The organism is Buchnera aphidicola (Astegopteryx bambusae) (genome assembly GCF_039365365.1).
Classification (GTDB): Bacteria; Pseudomonadota; Gammaproteobacteria; order Enterobacterales; family Enterobacteriaceae; genus Buchnera_G; species Buchnera_G aphidicola_B.
This window is the reverse complement of record NZ_CP134985.1, coordinates 325,019-344,053: the sequence shown is the minus strand read 5'-3', so window position 1 is coordinate 344,053 and position 19,035 is coordinate 325,019. Positions and strand designations below refer to the sequence as shown.

15 protein-coding genes, 1 tRNA gene, 1 other RNA gene and 1 pseudogene are annotated in these 19,035 nt (G+C 19.7%); 7 read left to right on the top strand and 11 right to left on the bottom strand.

The genetic code is table 11. The annotated features are described in order from the left end of the window. A complete protein-coding gene (gene folD / locus RJD44_RS01630; protein ID WP_343189871.1) occupies positions 1-858 on the bottom strand; it encodes a bifunctional methylenetetrahydrofolate dehydrogenase/methenyltetrahydrofolate cyclohydrolase FolD in 858 nt (285 codons plus the stop codon). 86 nt (positions 859-944) lie between these two features. On the opposite strand from folD, the gene RJD44_RS01625 reads away from it, so the two are divergent. After that, positions 945-1,018 (top strand) — tRNA-Arg (locus tag RJD44_RS01625). 19 nt (positions 1,019-1,037) lie between these two features. Here RJD44_RS01625 and RJD44_RS02130 read toward each other — a convergent pair. From RJD44_RS02130 to dnaX, 4 genes and pseudogenes are all read right to left on the bottom strand, one after another. Continuing rightward, positions 1,038-1,690 (bottom strand): annotated as a pseudogene (locus RJD44_RS02130) (adenylate kinase family protein). A 54-nt stretch (positions 1,691-1,744) separates the two neighbouring features. Next, complete coding sequence (gene htpG / locus RJD44_RS01615) at positions 1,745-3,607, bottom strand: molecular chaperone HtpG (protein ID WP_343189869.1); 1,863 nt, start codon at positions 3,605-3,607, stop codon at positions 1,745-1,747. A gap of 119 nt (positions 3,608-3,726) precedes the next feature. Continuing rightward, positions 3,727-4,056, bottom strand: coding sequence for a YbaB/EbfC family nucleoid-associated protein (locus tag RJD44_RS01610; RefSeq protein ID WP_343189868.1), 330 nt, complete (start codon positions 4,054-4,056; stop codon positions 3,727-3,729). Between the two features lie 43 nt (positions 4,057-4,099). After that, positions 4,100-5,179, bottom strand: coding sequence for a DNA polymerase III subunit gamma/tau (gene dnaX, locus RJD44_RS01605; protein ID WP_343189867.1), 1,080 nt, complete (start codon positions 5,177-5,179; stop codon positions 4,100-4,102). Positions 5,180-5,301: 122 nt separating this feature from the next. On the opposite strand from dnaX, the gene ffs reads away from it, so the two are divergent. Continuing rightward, positions 5,302-5,400, top strand: an RNA gene (gene ffs / locus RJD44_RS01600) — signal recognition particle sRNA small type. Between the two features lie 15 nt (positions 5,401-5,415). Here the strand turns inward: ffs and RJD44_RS01595 are convergent. The 5 genes from RJD44_RS01595 to clpP form a co-directional block, all read right to left on the bottom strand. Further along, positions 5,416-7,176 carry an ABC transporter transmembrane domain-containing protein gene (locus RJD44_RS01595; RefSeq protein WP_343189866.1) on the bottom strand — a complete coding sequence of 587 codons (1,761 nt, stop codon included), beginning with the start codon at positions 7,174-7,176 and terminating at the stop codon, positions 5,416-5,418. 18 nt (positions 7,177-7,194) lie between these two features. After that, on the bottom strand, positions 7,195-8,937 hold the full coding sequence (locus RJD44_RS01590; protein WP_343189865.1) for an ABC transporter transmembrane domain-containing protein: 1,743 nt from the start codon (positions 8,935-8,937) through the stop codon (positions 7,195-7,197). 239 nt (positions 8,938-9,176) lie between these two features. Beyond that, positions 9,177-11,534, bottom strand: a complete 2,358-nt coding sequence (lon, locus tag RJD44_RS01585) for an endopeptidase La (RefSeq protein ID WP_343189864.1) — start codon at positions 11,532-11,534, stop codon at positions 9,177-9,179. Positions 11,535-11,713: 179 nt separating this feature from the next. After that, complete coding sequence (clpX, locus tag RJD44_RS01580) at positions 11,714-12,961, bottom strand: ATP-dependent Clp protease ATP-binding subunit ClpX (protein ID WP_343189863.1); 1,248 nt, start codon at positions 12,959-12,961, stop codon at positions 11,714-11,716. Between the two features lie 71 nt (positions 12,962-13,032). After that, positions 13,033-13,644, bottom strand: a complete 612-nt coding sequence (gene clpP / locus RJD44_RS01575) for an ATP-dependent Clp endopeptidase proteolytic subunit ClpP (protein WP_343189862.1) — start codon at positions 13,642-13,644, stop codon at positions 13,033-13,035. Between the two features lie 274 nt (positions 13,645-13,918). Here clpP and cyoA point away from each other — a divergent pair, with 274 nt between their 5' ends. The 5 genes from cyoA to cyoE all read left to right on the top strand — a co-directional run bounded on the left by cyoA (position 13,919) and on the right by cyoE (position 18,582). Next, positions 13,919-14,779, top strand: coding sequence for a ubiquinol oxidase subunit II (cyoA, locus tag RJD44_RS01570; RefSeq protein ID WP_343189861.1), 861 nt, complete (start codon positions 13,919-13,921; stop codon positions 14,777-14,779). Between the two features lie 72 nt (positions 14,780-14,851). Continuing rightward, positions 14,852-16,762, top strand: a complete 1,911-nt coding sequence (locus tag RJD44_RS01565) for a cbb3-type cytochrome c oxidase subunit I (RefSeq protein ID WP_343190121.1) — start codon at positions 14,852-14,854, stop codon at positions 16,760-16,762. Positions 16,763-16,784: 22 nt separating this feature from the next. Further along, the gene (locus RJD44_RS01560; protein ID WP_343189860.1) at positions 16,785-17,408 is read left to right on the top strand and encodes a cytochrome c oxidase subunit 3; all 624 of its coding nucleotides are present in this window, start codon (positions 16,785-16,787) and stop codon (positions 17,406-17,408) included. Next, positions 17,405-17,719, top strand: a complete 315-nt coding sequence (locus RJD44_RS01555) for a cytochrome C oxidase subunit IV family protein (RefSeq protein WP_343189859.1) — start codon at positions 17,405-17,407, stop codon at positions 17,717-17,719. Before RJD44_RS01560 ends, RJD44_RS01555 begins: the two co-directional genes overlap by 4 nt. Positions 17,720-17,721: 2 nt before the next feature. Further along, positions 17,722-18,582, top strand: a complete 861-nt coding sequence (cyoE, locus tag RJD44_RS01550) for a heme o synthase (RefSeq protein WP_343189858.1) — start codon at positions 17,722-17,724, stop codon at positions 18,580-18,582. Between the two features lie 10 nt (positions 18,583-18,592). On the opposite strand, the gene RJD44_RS01545 is transcribed toward cyoE, so the two are convergent. Beyond that, positions 18,593-18,895, bottom strand: a complete 303-nt coding sequence (locus RJD44_RS01545; protein ID WP_343189857.1) for a TusE/DsrC/DsvC family sulfur relay protein — start codon at positions 18,893-18,895, stop codon at positions 18,593-18,595. Between the last annotated feature and the right edge of the window lie 140 nt (positions 18,896-19,035).

Below are 19,035 nucleotides of genomic sequence, written 5' to 3'. Positions count from 1 at the left end.
TTACTTTTTATAGTATTTTTCATATATATATAATACATTTTCTAATAATGAAATTACTGTCATTGGTCCTACACCTCCTGGTACAGGAGTTATATATGATGTTTTTTCATATACTGATTTAAAATTTACGTCTCCAGTAATTGTACCATTTGATAATTTATTAATTCCTACATCAAATATTATAACATTTTTTTTTATCCAATTTTTATTTATAAAATTAGATTTTCCTATGGCAACTATTAATAAATCCGCTTGTTTAGTATAATTTATTAAATTTTTTGTATGTTTATTCGTTATAGTTATAGTGCATTTATATTTTAGAAGCTCCATACTAATAGGTCTTCCTACTATATTTGAATCTCCTATTATAACTGTATTTAAACCCTTTATATTTATTTTATATCTTTTTAATAGAGTTATTATACCTTTTGGAGTGCATGGATGAATTCTAGGATTTTTTTGAAATAAGCATCCTGCATTATATGGATGTAAACAGTCAACATCTTTTTTATACGAAATTGAATTTAATATTTTATTAGTATTCATATTAACTGGTAATGGAAGTTGTATTAATATTCCATCTATTTGTTTATTTTTATTTAATTTTTTTATTAAATTTATTATTTTGTTTTCTTTTACATGATTTTTAAAATTCCAATATTTAAATATATATCCTACATTTTTACATGCATTTTTTTTTTTTTTTACATAAATTTTTGCAGAATAACTGTTTCCTATTAATATAATAGCTATTCCAGGAGGTCTTTTTCCGCTTTTTATTTTTTTTTTTATTTTATTTTTTATTTTATTTTGTATGTGTTCTGAAATTTTTTTTCCATCTATAATTTTATTTAACATTTTTTTCTCTGTTTAAAAATAATATAATTTTAAAAAATGCTTGCAAATTTTAAAAAAAAAATGCATTCTTATATTTTATATAAAATGCACTCTTAGCTCAGTTGGATAGAGCAACGGCCTTCTAAGCCGTGGGTCACAAGTTCGAATCTTGTAGAGTGCAAAATAAAATAATATAAATTTTAAATATGTTTATTTATTATTTTAAATATATTCCTTGCTATTTTTTCTTTGTTTAGATTTCCATTTACTTTATAATAATAGTTTTTTTTACATATTTTGTTTTCTATAAAATATTTTCTTATTTTATTAATTTCTTTTTTATGTTGTTTAAATCTTATTTTTGCTATTTTTTTTTTATCATCCTTTCTTTTTTTTAACTTTTCTCCTGTTATATCATCTATATTTTTAATTTTTGGAGGGTAAAATATTTTATGATATGTTCTTCCTGATTTTTCATGTATTAATCTTCCAGATATTCTTTTAAATATATTATTTTCATTTATTAATATTTCTATTACAAAATCTATTTTAATTTCTTTGAAAACTTTATTTTTTGCTTGTTTAAATGTTCTTGGAAATCCATCAATTATATATCCTTGATTACAATCTTTACGTTTAATTCTATTTTTTATTAATTTTATAGATATTTTGTCATCTACTAATTTTCCATTATTTATTTTATCTTTTATTAATTTACCTAAACTATTTTTTTTTTTACGTTTTTTCTAAATATTTCGCCTAAAGAAATTTTTTTAATTTTATATTTTTTTGATATAGCACTAGCTTGAGTTCCTTTTCCGCTCCCTGGTGCTCCTAATATTATTATTTTCATAATTTTCCGCATTTTATGTTGTATTTTATATAAAAAAAAATTATTTTATTTTTTTTAAGAAATATTTTTTGTTAATAAATTGTTTACTCTCTTTATAAATTTATTTGGTTCTGTTAATGATCCTTTTTCATTTAAAATAGCTTGTTCAAAAAGCATTTTTGTCCATTGTTTAAAATTTTTTTCGTTAGAAATTTTAGATATCATCTTTATTATTTTATGATTAGGGTTTATTTCAAATATATATTTTATTTTAGGTATTTTTTGGCCAGCTGCAGAAAATAGTTTTGCCATTTGAGTGCTCATTTCATTAGAATCTGTTGTTAATGCTACTGGTGTTTCTGAAAATCTATATGTTATATTTACTTTTTTTATTTTGTTTTTTAATATTTTTTCTATTTTCGTTGCAATGTGTTTTATTCTTTCTATTTTTTTTTTATTTTTTTCTATGTTTTTGTTTATAGTTTTATCAAAAGTTTCATCAAATTTATTTACAGATTGAAATTTTATTCCTTTAAATTCTGTTAAATAATTCATCATCCATTCATCTATTCTCTCATGTAATATTAACACATCTATTTCTTTCTTTTTGAAAATTTCTAAATGAGGATTATTTTTAGCTGATTTATAATTATCTGATGTAATAAAATATATATTTTTTTGAAATTTTTTCATATTTTTTACATATTCATTTAATGATAAATATTTTTTTGTACTATTAGTATTAATAGAAGAAAATAATAATAAATTTGATATTATTTGTTTATTTTCTATATCTTCAGCTATTCCTTCTTTTATTATAGATCCAAATTCTTTCCAAAACGTTATGTATTTTTTTTTATCAATTTTTTGTATTAATATTAATATTTTTTTTGTTATTATTTTTTTTATAGTTTCTATATTTTTATTTGTTTGTAATATTTCTCTTGAAACATTTAATGGTAAGTTTTTTGAATCTATTATTCCTTTAACAAATCTTAAATAATTTGGTAAAAATTGTTCAACATCGTCCATTATATATACTTTATTTATGTATAATTTTAATCCACCTTTTTTTTCTCTGTTCCATATGTCCCATGGAGCTTTTGATGGTATGTACAATAACATTGTATATTCAATATTTCCTTCTACTTTGTTATGTGACCATATAATTGGATCAAAATTATCATTTGTTATATATTTGTAAAAGTTAATATATTTTTCTTTACTTATATTTTTTTTTTCTAAAGTCCATAAAGCTTCTGATGAGTTTATTTGTTTCCATTCATGTGTTTTATTATTTTTATTATATTTTTTTATTTTTATTGGTATGTCTATATGATCAGAATATTTTTTTATTATATTTTTTATTGTATAGTAATTTGTTAAATAATTTTCTGAATTTTTTAAAAACAAAATTACATCTGTTCCTACATTTTTTTTTTTTGATTTTTCTATACTATATTTTCCATCTCCACTTGATTTCCAGATAATACTATTTTTTGTTTTATTATTGTGAATGGACAATGTATTTACATGAACTTCTTTAGACACTATAAAAGCTGAATAAAATCCTACTCCGAATTTTCCTATAAAATTATTTTTTTTATTATTTTTTATAGATTTTATAAAATTTTTTGTACCAGATTTTGCGATTGTACCAAGATTTTTTATTACTTCTTTTTTTGTCATTCCTATACCATTATCACGTATAGTAATTTTATTATTTTTTTCATCTAAATATATTTTTATTTCATATTTTATATTATTATTTAAAATTTTTTCTTTTGAAAGTAACATGAATCTAGATTTTTCTATTGCATCAGATGCATTAGATATTAACTCTCTTATAAATATTTCTTTATTAGAATATAATGAATGTATCATTAAATTTAATAATTGTTTTGATTCTGATTTAAATGAATATTTTTCTATTTTCATTTTTTTTCCTAGTTCATAACATTTTATAAAATATTTTTAAATGTTTAATTTTACAAAAATATTATTATTCTTATTTTTATAAAAATCGTAATAATTTTCTATAATTTTATTTAAAAAAATTAAAAAGGAAAGTTAAAATTATTTGGAATTTGTGATTTATTAGAAATATTAGACATTTTTTTTTTTTGAGCTTCAGATATTCTTCTAGATGCGTCATTAAAAGCTGCAGTAGCCAAATCTTCTAAAATTTCTTTGTCATCTTCCAACAGAGTTGGGTCAATTTCAACTTTTCTACAATTGTGTATTCCATTTATTGTTACTTTTACTAATCCTGCTCCAGCTTCTCCAGTAACTTCTATTTTAGCCATTTCTTCTTGCATTTTTGACATTTTTTCTTGCATATTTTGCGCTTGTTTCATTAAATTTCCTAATTTTTCATTTGTAAACATTGTGCACCTTTTTATTATTTTATTATTATATTTTTTTAATAAATTACATAATTTTTAGTAATGTCATTTCTAAACATATTTTTTGACTAGGAGAATCTTTCATTTCTATTTTTCCTTTTATTATAATATTATAATACTTCTGTATTTTTGAAAATTCTATTTTTTTTATTATTTTCATTATTTCATTGTTATATTTTTTCATATATGTTTCTTTTTCTATAGGAAAACCAAATTTTTTTAAAATTGCGAAATGATGTAATAATTTTAATATATTATTAAATATTATTTTACATTGATAATTTGATATATTTATTTCATTTAATATTTCAAACACTTTTTTAATTTTTTTTTTTATTAAATATTTTGTTATCAAAAATATTTTTTTTTGATCTATTTTACCTAATATAGAAATTATATTTTTTTCTGTAATTTTTTTCTTATCTAGTAAAATAGATTGTTCTGCAATATTTAGAGAACTTCTTATATTTCCTTGTGCTTCTTCACATATTGTTTTTATTGCAGATTTTTCTATTCCTATTTTTTCTTTTTTGAGTATTTTTTTTAAACATTTATATGCTTGATTTTCATTAATTTTGTTTAGTGTAAAACACATACATCTAGAAACTATTGTTTCTGGTATTTTTTTTATGTTAGTTGTAGCTAATATAAATTTTATATGTTTAGGAGTTTCTTCTAATATTTTTAACAAAGCATTAAAGCTATGTTTGGACAACATGTGTATTTCATCAATTATATATATCTTAAATCTTCCTTTTACTGGCAAATATTTTGCATTTTCTAAAATTTCTTTAATTTCTTCTACTTTAGTTTTAGATGCTGCATCAATTTCTATTAAATCTATAAAATTTCCGTTTAATATTTCTATACAATTTCTACATTTTAAGCATGAAAAATATCTTATTCCTTTTTCACAACTTAAACTTTTTGCTAATAATCTTGATATTGTAGTTTTTCCAACACCACTGTCTCCATATAAAATCCATGAATGATGTATTTTTTTTAGTTTAAAACTATTAAATATTGATTTTAATATATACTTTTGCCCAACTATTTCTTTAAAACATTTTGGTCTATATTTTCTAGATAAAATTTTATAATTCATGATTTTATAATTATATATTATTTTTATAAAAATTGTAATATTAAAATTTTTTTATATAATGTTTTTGTTAAAATATATTATTGAAATTTTATCTTTATTAAGATATAATGATTTTTATCTTCTGTTAGTCCTTATGTTCTAAAAATATAAATATTTGGTCAGATTTGGAAAAAAGCAGCCAGTTTATATTAAATTAGGTACTTAAGTTAAAGCTAACAGAAGATATATTTTTATATTTAATTTTTGAATATTTTTTTACTATGTGACTGCAAAGTATACATTTTCCAATATAGAGATTTTTTTCTCATTAATTCTTGATGATTTCCTTGTTCTATTATTTTTCCTTTATTGAATACAAATATTTTATCTGCTTTTATTATGGTAGAAAGTCTGTGAGCTATTATTATTAGTGTCATGTTTTTTTTTATTTCAAATAATATTTTTTGAATTTTTTTTTCAGTATTTGAATCTATATTTGACGTAGATTCATCTAATATTAAAATTTTTGGTTTTTTTACTAATATTCTTGCTATAGATATTAATTGTTTTTGACCTTGAGATATGTTATTTCCTTTCTCATTTATTTTCATATGCATTCCATGTTCATTTTTTTTTATAAGATCATATAATTCAACTTTTTTTATTATTTTTAATATTTTTTTTTCAGAAGCATTTCTTTTTAAAGTTATATTATTAAACAATGTATCCGTGAAAATAAATGGTTCTTGTTGTACTATAGAAATATTTTTTGTAATAATCTTTTTGCTAATATTTTTTATTTGTTTATTATCTATATATATTTTTCCATTATTTATTTTATAATGACCTATTATTAAATTTGCTAATGTGCTTTTTCCACTTCCAGTATGACCTACAAATGCAACAAATTGTTTTTCTTTAATTTTTATATTTATATTTTTTAATATTTTTTTATTTGTTTTATGATAAGAAAAATTTAATTTTTTTATTTTTATTTTTCCGTGTTTAATTGGACTTATATTTGATCCATAAATATGTTTTTTTGAATCTATTAACTTAAATATTCTTTCTCCTGATACTATAGATTGTTGTAATGTAGATTGTTGATTTATTATAGATAACATTGGTTCATTTAATCTATTTAAATAATTTATGAATACGTATAAAGTGCTAACTTGAAATACTTCATTAGGAAAGTAATTAAATAATAATATCAAACTACATAATATTATATTTGTGCAAAAACTAAATAATGGTCTTAATAAAAATCCATCAAGTTTTAGTATTTTCATTCTGTAAAAATAATGTAATTTGCTTATTTTTTTTATTTTTTTTAAAAAAATTGTTTCTTGATTAAATTGTTGTATAGTTTGTATTCCATTAATTGTTTCATTAAAAACATTGTTTATTTTTGCTATGTAAGATCTTAATTTTCTTATTATAGGTGTACTATATTTTTGATATATTATCATTATAGTGGTTATAACTGGAAACATGATAATAGATATACAAGCCATTTTCCATTCTAATAAGAACATAGTTATTAATATTATTGTAATTAATATTATATTTCTCATAGTAGATGGAATGACTCTTTCATATAATTCTTTTATGGTTTCTGTATCATTTGTTACTTTAGAAACAATTTGACCTATTGGTTGTTTATCAAATATTTTAATAGGTTGATTTAAGGCAGATTTCATTACATTAAATCTAATATTTTTTATTATTTTAGTAGAAATTTTACTAAAAATTATTATTTCAAAATAGTTGCATAATGAAGATATAATTTGTAACATTATAAAACTAGAAATTATTAATAAGAAAATATGAATTTTTATAGAATTTGTGTCTATAATAGTTTTTATAAAAAAGCTGATTAATATGGGACACAATACTTCACAAATTGATGATGACATAAGTAATATAAAAACATATAATATTTTTTTTTTATAAAAAATGCCATATTTTAATAATCTTATTAAAATTGGTGAAAAATTAAATTTAATTTTATACATAAAAATTTTTTTTCTCTGTTATTTTTTTAAACCTTTTTTTAATTGTTGATATTTAAACATTTTATAATACCATTTTTTTTTTTTCATTAATTCATTATGATGTCCTATTTGATCTATTTTTCCCTTTTTTAAAACTATTATTTTATCTGAATGTATTAAAGTAGATAATTTATGTGATACTATTATTATAGTTTTATTTTTTTTTTTATATTTTTTTAGATTTTTTAATATTTTTTGTTCCGTTTTTCCATCTACAGCAGATAATGAATCGTCTAATATAATTATATTAGCATTAGTTAATAACGTTCTCGCTATGGAAAGTCTTTGTTTTTGACCTCCTGATAACATAATTCCTTTTTCTCCTATTTTTGTTTTATATTTATTAGGAAAAGATAGTATATCATTATGTATATTTGCTAATTTTGCTGATTTTATTATTTCTTCTTTAGAAGAATTTGTTTTACCTATTAAAATATTGTTCTCAATAGTATCAGAAAATAAAAAATTATTTTGATTAACTACTGATAAATTAGAATTCCAATCTTTTTTTTTGATGTTTTTTATACACACATTATTATAAAGAATTTTACCTCTTATTAGCTCCAAATTATTTTGTATAATATTTATTAAAGTAGTTTTTCCTGATCCAGTCGGGCCGCATATTCCTATTGTTTCACCTAATTTTATTTTAAAATAAATATTTTTTAATATTATGTCATTAGTATTTATATAACAAAAATTATATATTTTTATTTGTAGAGTTTTTGGATGTATTGGTAATTTTGTAAAAAATTTTTTTTTTGTTTTTTTTATTTCCATAATTTTTTGTATTCTTAATAATGAAACTTTTCCTCTTTCTGCTATATTAAACATCCATGCTAATGCTAGCATTGGCCACATCATTAAACCTAAGTACATTACAAAACTAGTTAATTCTCCTAAAGTAATTTTATTATTTATTACTAGAAAACCTCCCAATATAATAGCTAATAAATTAGAGAAAGAAATTGATATATGTATTATTGGGTCGAATAGTGCATCTACTTTTGATACTTCTATATTTTTTTCTCCTACATTTTTTATTACTTTTTTAAATTTTTTTAATTTAGTTTTTTCTAATCCATATGATTTTATCATTCTTATGCTTGTTAAGCTTTCTTGTGTATTGCTACTTAATATAGAAAATGCATGTTGTGATTTTTTAAATTTTTTATGTAATTTTTCTCCATATTTTTTAACTATATAAGCCATTATTGGCATAGGTAATAATGATATTATTGTCAAGTAAAAATTTATCTGGAATATCATTACTATGAATACCAATGAGCCTATTACTATAGAATCTACTAATGTTAATACTCCTTCTCCTGCCGCTGAAACTACTCTATCTACATCATTAGTAGATTTTGATATTAAATCACCAGTTTTATTTTTTAGAAAAAATGTAGAATTTTGTTTACTTAAAAATTTGTATATTTTACTTCTTAGATGTATAGCAAGTTTATAAGAAGCTCCGAATAATAATACTCTCCACATATACCTTAGTAAATAAACTATTATTGATATTGAAAATATAAATACTACTATAATAAATATTTTGTTATTAGAATGATTTTTTTTAATAATAGTGTCTATTAATATTCCTATTAATTTTGGCGGGACTAATTGTAACAATGATATTGTTATTAACAAGATTATAGCGCTTGTATATTTTTTCCATTCTTTTAAAAAATACCATTTTAATTTGTAAAATAATTGCACAAAATTTCCTATTTTTTTATATATGTTTGAATTTACATAATCATATTATATCTTTTTATAAATTTTTTATGCTGTATATAAATTTAATAATTATTAAAAATATTAGACATAAAAGATATAATAATAATCATTATTATTATTTTTATAAAAATATTTTTTATCATTTTTTGAATTTTTTAATTTAATAAAATTGTTGTTATTTTATTTTAGCTGGCATTTTGCCAGCTTGTTTTTTTTTGTTATCTTCTTTTAATATGTTTAAAATTTTTATATGGAAAATTTTTTAATGATAAAATCAGTACTTCTTCAACTTTTTTTAATTTATGTATTTTTAATCCAAATAAAATTTTTTTTGGTATTTTTTTTAAATCTCTTTTATTTTCATAAGGTATGAGAACATTTTTTATTCCCTCTCGATGAGCTGCTAGCAATTTTTCTTTTAGACCGCCAATATTTAATATTTTTCCCTGCAATGTAATTTCTCCAGTCATTGCTATGTTGGACTTAACTGGATTTTTTGTTAAACATGATGTTATTGCTGTACACATTGATACGCCTGCGCTAGGGCCATCTTTTGGGGTTGCTCCATCTGGAACATGCACGTGTATATCATGATCTTCATAAAAACTAGTTTTTATTCCTAATTTTTTTGATTGTGATCTAATTATTATTAATGCTGCCTGTATAGATTCTTTCATAACATTACCTAAAGATCCAGTATAAGTTAATTTTCCTTTTCCTGGAACACATGCTGCTTCTATATTCAATAATTCGCCACCTACTTCTGTCCAAGCTAATCCTGATACTTGTCCTATTTTATCTTTTGAAGATATTTTGCTATAATTAAATTTTTTTATTCCTAAATATTTTGTTATATTATTTTTATTTATTATAATTTTTTGTATTTTTTTGTTTAATAATAAATTTTTTACTACTTTTCTACATATTTTAGATATTTCTCTTTCTAAATTTCGTATACCTGCTTCTTTTGTGTAATGTCTTATTATTTTTGGTAAAATATTTTTGTCTATTTCTATTTCATTTTCTTTTAAAATATTTTTTTTTATTTGTTTTGGAATTAAATGTTTACTTGCTATATATAATTTTTCTTCTTCTGTATATCCTGATAATCTTATAATTTCCATTCTATCTAACAATGCATATGGTATATCTAAAGTATTTGAAGTAGCTATAAACATTACTTCTGATAAGTCATAGTCTATTTCCAAATAATGATCATTAAATGCAAAATTTTGTTCTGGATCTAATACTTCTAATAATGCAGAATATGGATCTGTTCTATTATCATATGAAATTTTATCTATTTCATCTAATAAAAATAATGGATTTTTTACTCCTACTTGTGACATTTTTTGAATTATTTTTCCTGGCATAGATCCAACATATGTTTTTCTATGACCCCTGATTTCTGCTTCATCTCGTATTCCTCCTAATGACATTTTTATATATTTTCTTCCAGTAGCTCTGGCTATAGATTTTCCTAAAGAAGTTTTTCCTACTCCAGGAGGTCCTATTAAACATAAAATGGGTCCATTTATTTTTCTAGATCTAGATTGTACGGCTAAATATTCTATTATTCTTTCTTTTACTTTTTTTAGTCCATAATGATCAGTATCTAATATCTTTTTTGCTATTAATAAATTTTTTTTAATTTTTCCTCTTTTACTCCATGGTACTTGTATTATCCAGTCTATATAGCTTTTTATTACAGTAGATTCAGAAGACATGTATGGCATAGTTTTCAATTTTTTTAATTCTATTTTTATTTTATTTTTTATTTTTTTTGGTGCTTTCATTAATACTATTTTTTTTAGTAATATTTTATTTTCATCTTCTATATTTTCTATTTTATTTAATTCTTTTTGAATAGCTTTCATTTGTTCATTTAAATAATATTCCTTTTGACTTTTTTCCATTTGTCGCTTTACTCTATTTCTTATTTTTTTCTCTATTTTTAGAATGTTAATTTCTGATTCAATTATTGCAATTATATGCTCTAATCTTTTTTTAGAATCATACATTTCTAGTATATTTTGTTTGTCTTTAACTTTTAAATTTATATAAGATGCAAGAGTGTCTGATAATTTTTCTATATTTTTTATTTTTTTTATATTGTTTACAATTTCTAATTGTATTATTTTACTTAGTTGTATATATTTTTTAAATTTTTTTATAGCGATTTTTATTAGAATATTATTTTCTTTGTTTGGTATAATTTTTGTTTTAATATATTTTATTTTAGATAAAAAATATTCTTTATTTTTTTCTAATTTAATTATTTTTGCTCTTTCTAATCCTTCTACTAAAATTTTTATTGTTCCATTAGATAATTTTAATATTTGAAGTATTTTTGCTACCGTGCCTACTTTAAACAAGTCATTTTCTTTAGGATCTTCTACATTTGGTTTTTTTTGTGCTATTAAAAATATTTTTTCTTTGTTTTTAATAATTTTTTTTATACATTTTATAGATTTTTTTCTTCCTATAAATAATGAAATTATCATATTTGGATATACTACTATGTCACGAAGCGGCAACAAAGACATATTAACAGATTTATTATACTCAGAATGCATACATTTCTCTCTTAGTTTTTGTTTTTAATTCATAGTATTAATGATATATACTATATTTAAAAAAAATAGTTTTTAATATAATAGTCTGAGAATTCTTGATATGAATTTTATTTTGTATTAATATTATAATATTAATATAGATAATTTAACATTTTTGGTATTTTAATAAAAATTTTATATTATTTTTTTATTATTATTGGTAAGGACTTATTTTGTACTACTGATTTGTTAATAATTATTTCTTTTATATTTTTTTTTGATGGAATTGTGTACATTATATTTAATAATATTTTTTCTAATATCAATCTTAAACCTCTTGAACCAGTCTTTATATAAATACATTTATTAGCTATTTCTTCAATTGCTTTTTTTGAAAATTTTAATTTCACATTTTCTATTTTAAATAATGTTTTATATTGTTTTATTAAAGAATTTTTTGGTTTACACAATACATTTATTAGATCTTCTTTATTAAGTTTTTTTAGTATAGATATTATTGCAATTCTTCCTATAAATTCTGGTATAAGTCCAAATTTTATTAGATCTTTTGTATTTATCTTTTTTAATATATTTTTTTTATATATTTTTTTTTCTATTTTTAAAGATTTATTAAAACCAAAGTTATTTTTTTTTTTTATTCTATTTAAAATAATTTTTTTGATTCCAGAAAATGTTCCTCCTAGAATAAATAATATTTTTGATGTATTTATTTTTATTAACTCTTGATCTGGATGTTTTCTACCTCCATGTGGTGATACTAAGGCATCTGTTCCTTCTATTATTTTTAACAAAGATTGTTGCACGCCTTCTCCTGATACATCTCTTGTAATTGAAACATTTTCTGATTTTTTTGATATTTTATCTATTTCATCAATATATATTATTCCTGACTCTGCTTTTTTTATATTAAAATTACAACTTTCTAATAGTCTATATATTATATTTTCTACGTCTTCTCCTACATATCCTGCTTCAGTTAAAGTAGTTGCATCTGCTATTATAAACGGAACTTTTATTATTTTAGATAATGTTTTTGCTAATAGAGTTTTCCCACTTCCAGTAGGACCGATTAACAATATATTACTTTTGTCTATTTTTATTTTCTTTTTTTTATTGTTTTTTATGTATTCATTTTTTTTATAATGATTATATACTGCTACAGATAATATTTTTTTTGTTTCATCTTGACCTATTATATATTTATCTAATGTTTTTTTTATTTTTATTGGAGTATATTCGTTAAAGAAATTCTTTTTTTTTTTTATTTTTTTTTTGTCTTTTTTTATTATTTTTATAAATATTTTTATACATTCATTGCAAATACAAGAATTTATTCCAATAATTAATTTTTTTGTTTCTTTTTGATCTTTATTACAAAATGAACAATATAAAATTTTTTCTACATTTTTTTTTTTTTTGTTTGTCATATTTTTATTCCATATTTTAAAATATTTTTATTATGTTAAAAATTTTAAAACACATTTTTTTAATATTTTAATTATTTTCTTTTTTTTAGTATAGAATCTATTATTCCGTATTTTAAGGCTTCTTTAGAAGATAGAAAATAGTCTCTTTCTGTATCTGTTTCTATTTCTTCAATTTTTTTTCCTGTGTGTTGTGATAATATTTTGTTTATTTTTTTTTTTATTAATATTATTTCTTTAGCATGTATTTCTATATCTGTCGCTTGGCCTTTATATTGACCAATAGGTTGATGTATCATAATCCTAGAATTTGGTAATGAAAATCTTTTTCCTTTAGTACCTGTTGCTAATATAAATGCTCCCATAGAACATGCTTGTCCTATACATACTGTATTTATATTTGGTTTTACAAATTGTATTGTGTCATATATAGACATTCCAGAAGTTATTAAACCTCCAGGTGAATTTATGTATATATAAATATCTTTTTTAGAATTTTTAGATTCTAAAAAAAGTAGTTGAGATATTATATTGTTTGATAAATTGTCATCTATTACTCCTGTTAAAAAAATAATTCTTTCTTGTAGTAATCTTGAATAAATATCATATACTATATCTCCATTATTAGTTTTTTCAATTACTGTAGGTATTATTGTTGCATAGTTTTTATTTTGTTTATTAAGCATGTTTTTTTATTAAAATATAAAATTTCATTAATTTTTAATATACAATTATTTTTCATTTAGAGCAAAATAATAAGTAATTATATAGTTGTTTGCATTTTTTTTAATATCTAAATTCAAAATAATATTTTATAATGTTTTATAAATATATTATTTTTTTATATATATTTTATTTTTATTATAGAATGTTTTTATTAATAATATTATATTATTTAGATTTTAAATATAATTTATATTTTTATATTTAATTTATTTTTTATATTTTTGGAGATATTTTATGATTAAAAATTTTAATTTGCTAATATTTATATTCATTGTATTTTTTATGTTTGTATTGTCAGAAATAAAAACAAAAATGTTTTTTAATTCTTACGGTTATATTAGAGAACAAGAAAATCATTTAATTATTATATTATTTTTAACAATGTTATTGGTAATAATACCAGTTATTATAATGACAATATTTTTTTCTATTAAATATAATGAAAATAATAAAGAGAAACGTTATACACCAAATTGGGATAATTCCTATTTTATAGAATCTACAATATGGATTGTACCTATGATAATAATTTTATTTTTTTCTTTTCTTTCTATACATTCTACAAAAAAATTAGATCCTAGAAGAAATATAAATAATTTTCATAAAACTTTAGAAATTGATGTTATTTCTTTAGATTGGTGTTGGTTGTTTATTTATCCTAATTATCATGTTGCTTCTATAAATGAAGTTGTGTTTCCTGCTAATACTTTAATTAAATTTAATTTAACTTCCGGTTCTGTAATGAATTCTTTTTTTATTCCTAATTTAGGTAGTCAAATATATACTATGCCAGGAGCAAAAACAAATTTGTACTTAATTTCTAAATATTCTGGAGTATATAAGGGATTTTCTGCAAATTATAGTGGAGAAGGGTTTTCTAATATGAAATTTTCTGTGTTGATTTTTAAAAATAGAAATAATTTTTTAAATTGGATAAAAAAATTGAAACAATCTAAAAATTTTTTAAATAATTATAGAAAATTTAGTTATTTAAAAATTCCGAAAAAAAATAGACAAGTAGAATATTTTTCTAATGTTTATCCTAAATTATTTTATAATGTTATAGAAGAATTTAACTGTAAAAATTCTAATTAATTTTTTTATATATTTGGAGATATAAGAATGTTTGGAAAACTAACTTTATCTGATATTCCCTTTGATGAACCTATAATAGTTTTTACATTTTTTGTATTATTTACATGTTTTAGCATATTTTTATATTTTATGACAAAATTTAATAAATGGAAATATTTTTGGAAAGAATGGATAACTTCAGTAGATCATAAAAAAATAGGAATTATGTATATTATATTAGGTTTGATAATGTTTTTTAGAGGATTTATAGATGCTATTATGATGAAAAGTCAGCAATTTTTGTCCTCTTATCAAAGTTTATATAATAAAAGTGGATTTTTGCCATCCTATCATTATGATCAGATATTTACAGTGCATGGTGTCATAATGATTTTTTTTGTAGCAATGCCTTTAATAATTGGATTAATGAATTTTGTTGTACCATTGCAAATAGGGTCAAGGGATTTAGCTTTTCCATTTTTAAATAATTTAAGTTTTTGGTTAACCGTTAGTGGAGCTATATTAGTTAATATATCTTTGTTTGTTGGAAGATTTGCATCATCTGGATGGTTATCATATCCACCATTATCTGAAATAAAATACAGTCCAGGAGTAGGAATAGATTATTGGATTTGGAGTTTACAAATTTCTGGAATAGGAACATTATTAACTGGAATAAATTTTATAGTAACAATTTTAAAAATGCGTACTGTTGGAATGACATTATTTAAAATGCCTATATTTACATGGACATCTTTGTGTTCTAGTATTTTAATAGTTTCTTCTTTTCCAGTTTTAACAGCTACAATATTATTATTAACTTTAGATAGATATTTTAATTTTCATATATTTACTAATGATTTTGGTGGAAATCCAATGATGTATATAAATTTAATTTGGATTTGGGGTCACCCAGAGGTTTATATTTTAATATTACCTGCTTTTGGAATTTTTTCTGAAATAGTATCTACTTTTTCTAGAAAACGTTTATTTGGATATACTTCATTAGTATGGGCTAGTTTATCAATTACATTATTATCATTTATGGTATGGGCTCATCATTTTTTTACTATGGGGTCAGGATATAGTGTAAATACATTTTTTGGAATAGCAACTATGATAATCGCAATTCCTACTGGTGTAAAAGTTTTTAATTGGATATTTACTATGTATAGAGGAAACATTAAGATGCATTCTTCTATGCTGTGGACAATTGGATTTATAATTACTTTTTCTTTTGGTGGGATGTCTGGAATAATTTTGTCTCTACCAGCTGCAGATTTTATATTGCATAACAGTTTATTTTTAGTAGCTCATTTTCATAATGTTATTATAGGTGGAGTTGTTTTTGGTTGTTTTGCTGGAATAAATTATTGGTTTCCAAAAATGTTTGGATTTTCATTAAATGAAAAATTTGGAAAAATATCTTTTTATTTTTGGATAATAGGATTTTTTGTTACTTTTATTCCAATATATATTTTAGGTTTTTTAGGTATGACAAGAAGAATAAGTCAAAATATAGATTTTGAATTTCATAATCTTTTATTAATATCCTTAATAGGAGCTATTTTAATTCTTTTTGGAATAATATTTCAAATTATTCAATTTTATGTATCTTTTAAGAATAAAGAATTTTTTAATCAGAATGTTTCTGATCCTTGGAATGGTAGAACTTTAGAATGGTCTGTTTCATCCCCCCCAAAATTTTATAATTTTATGCATTTACCTAAAGTAAAATGTATAGATCAATTTTGGGAAAATAAAAATAAAAATATTTTTGAATATGTTAATAATTTTAATGGATTTTATGTTCCAAAAAATACTTCAATTGGTTTTTTTATAGGTGTATTTTCTATTTTTTTAGGATTTTCAGCTGTGTGGAAAATTTTTTGGATGTTTTTGCTATCTATATTTTTTGTTTTTTGTTTTTTAATAAAAAATTTTTTTTATAATAGAAAAGATATTTTTATTAAGTCTAAAAATTGTAATAAAAAGAAATTTTAATATATTTTAATAGGTTATTTACATGAATAAAAATAGTTTTTTAGAAAAAGAAAAAAATAAATTAAAAAATAATTTTTTTAACAAAATTATTAATTCAAATGTAGTATTTGGTTTTTTAATTTATTTGATGAGTGATTGTATACTATTTTCTGTATTTTTTTCAGTATATTTTATAATTTCTTATAATTATAATTGTAAAATTTTTTATGATAATACAGTTAATATATATTATGTATTTGCAGAAACTATTATTTTATTATTAAGTTCTTTTTTTTATAGTGTTGCAATGGTTTTTTTAAAATATAAAAAAAATATTTATTTTTATTTTTTGATATTTTGCACATTTTCATTTGGATTATGTTTTATTTTTATGGAAATTCATGAGTTGATAAATTTATCAAAAATTAATTTTTTTTTATCAAGAAATGGATTTTTTTCGTCTTTTTTTTCTTTATTAATATTACATGCTTTTCATATTTTATTTGGTTTATTTTGGATAGTTTTTATGTTATTTAGATTTAAATTTAGATATTTTGAAAAAAATTTGTATACTCAGTTTTTTTGCTTAGGATTATTTTGGCATTTTTTGGATATTGTTTGGATGTTTATATTTAATTTTGTATATTTATATGGATTTATAAAATGAATAATTATATTAAAAAAGAAATTTTAAAATATTTTGTTGGATTATTTTTTTCTTTAATAATTTTAACTTTTTCGATTTTTTTAATAGTAAATAATATTTTTTCAAAATTGTATAATTATGTAATAATATTATTTTTTTCTATTGCACAATTAGTATTGTATTTTAATATTTTTCTACACATAAAATATAAAAATGATGAGGAATATTATAATATTATTACTATAATATTTTCTTTAATAATAATTTTTATAATAATTTTTGGATCTAGATTTATTATGTTAAGTTTGCATAATAGAATTATGATAAATTAAATATGATATTACAAAAAATTAAATATTATTTACAAATTATTAAACCAGGAATAGTTTTTGGTAATTTAATACCATTTTCCGCTTGTTTTATTTTTGCTTCTGATAGAAATTTTAAATTAAATTTGTTTTTGTTAACTTTTATAGGATTGTTTTTAGTAATTTCTGGAAGTTGTGTATGTAATAATTTAATTGATATAGAAATTGATAAAAATATGAACAGAACAAAAAATAGAGTATTAGTTAGAAAAAAAATTTCTATAAAAAATGCTATTTATTATGCATGTTTTTTATTATTTATAGGATTTTTTATTCTATTTTATTATGTAGATCATTTTTCTTTTTTTTTATCTTTTTTAGGTTTTTTTATTTACGTGTTTTTATATAGTTTTATTTTTAAAAAAAAATCAACTTTTTCTTTATTTATAGGAAGCATTTCAGGTGCAATGCCTCCTATAATAGGATATTATTCATCTTCTAAAAAAATAAATTTAATTTTTTTTATATTTTTTTTAATTTTTTTTTTATGGCAAATACCACACTTTTGTTCTATTGCTATGTTTAGAATAAAAGATTACAAAAATGCTAAAATTCCAATACTTCCTTTAAAAAAAAATATTTTTTTTTCTACTGTGTTTACTTCTTTTTTTATAATATTATTTACAATATGTACTAGTTTTTTGTATTTTTATGATGTTTTAAAATTAATATATATAATATTTTTTATTATAATTAATTTTTTTTGGTTACTATATATTTTATTAGGATATTTTTATAAAAATAAAAAATTTTTTTATATTTCCTTTTTAATTTCTGTATTGTCTAATTTTATGATAAGTTTATTTATTTCTTATAAAAATTTATAAAAATGTATTTTTACATACATATATTTTGTTTTGGTATTCCTGAAATTTTGCTAGATATTTTAATAAAATTATTATTAAATAATTTATTTATATATATTGTTTTATTTGTTTCTTTTTTTAATATTTTATATACCATTAAAATAGATGGCATTCTTTCAAATTTTGAATAAAATTTTCTAATTATTTTTATTATTTTCCAGTGTATTTTTTTTAATTTTATTTTTTCTTTTTTTGCTATTTTTTTTGCAATTTTTGTATTCCAATTTTTATATTTTTTTAAATGTCCGTTTTTATCAAATATATTATTTTTCATATGTTTATATTTTTTTATTTAATTAATTTACACTAATAATATTAGTATTATTTACTTTATATATATTTAATTCCAATGTATTTTATATTATTTTATTTATACATTTTTATTAATTTAATTAATATTATATTTAATTTTTT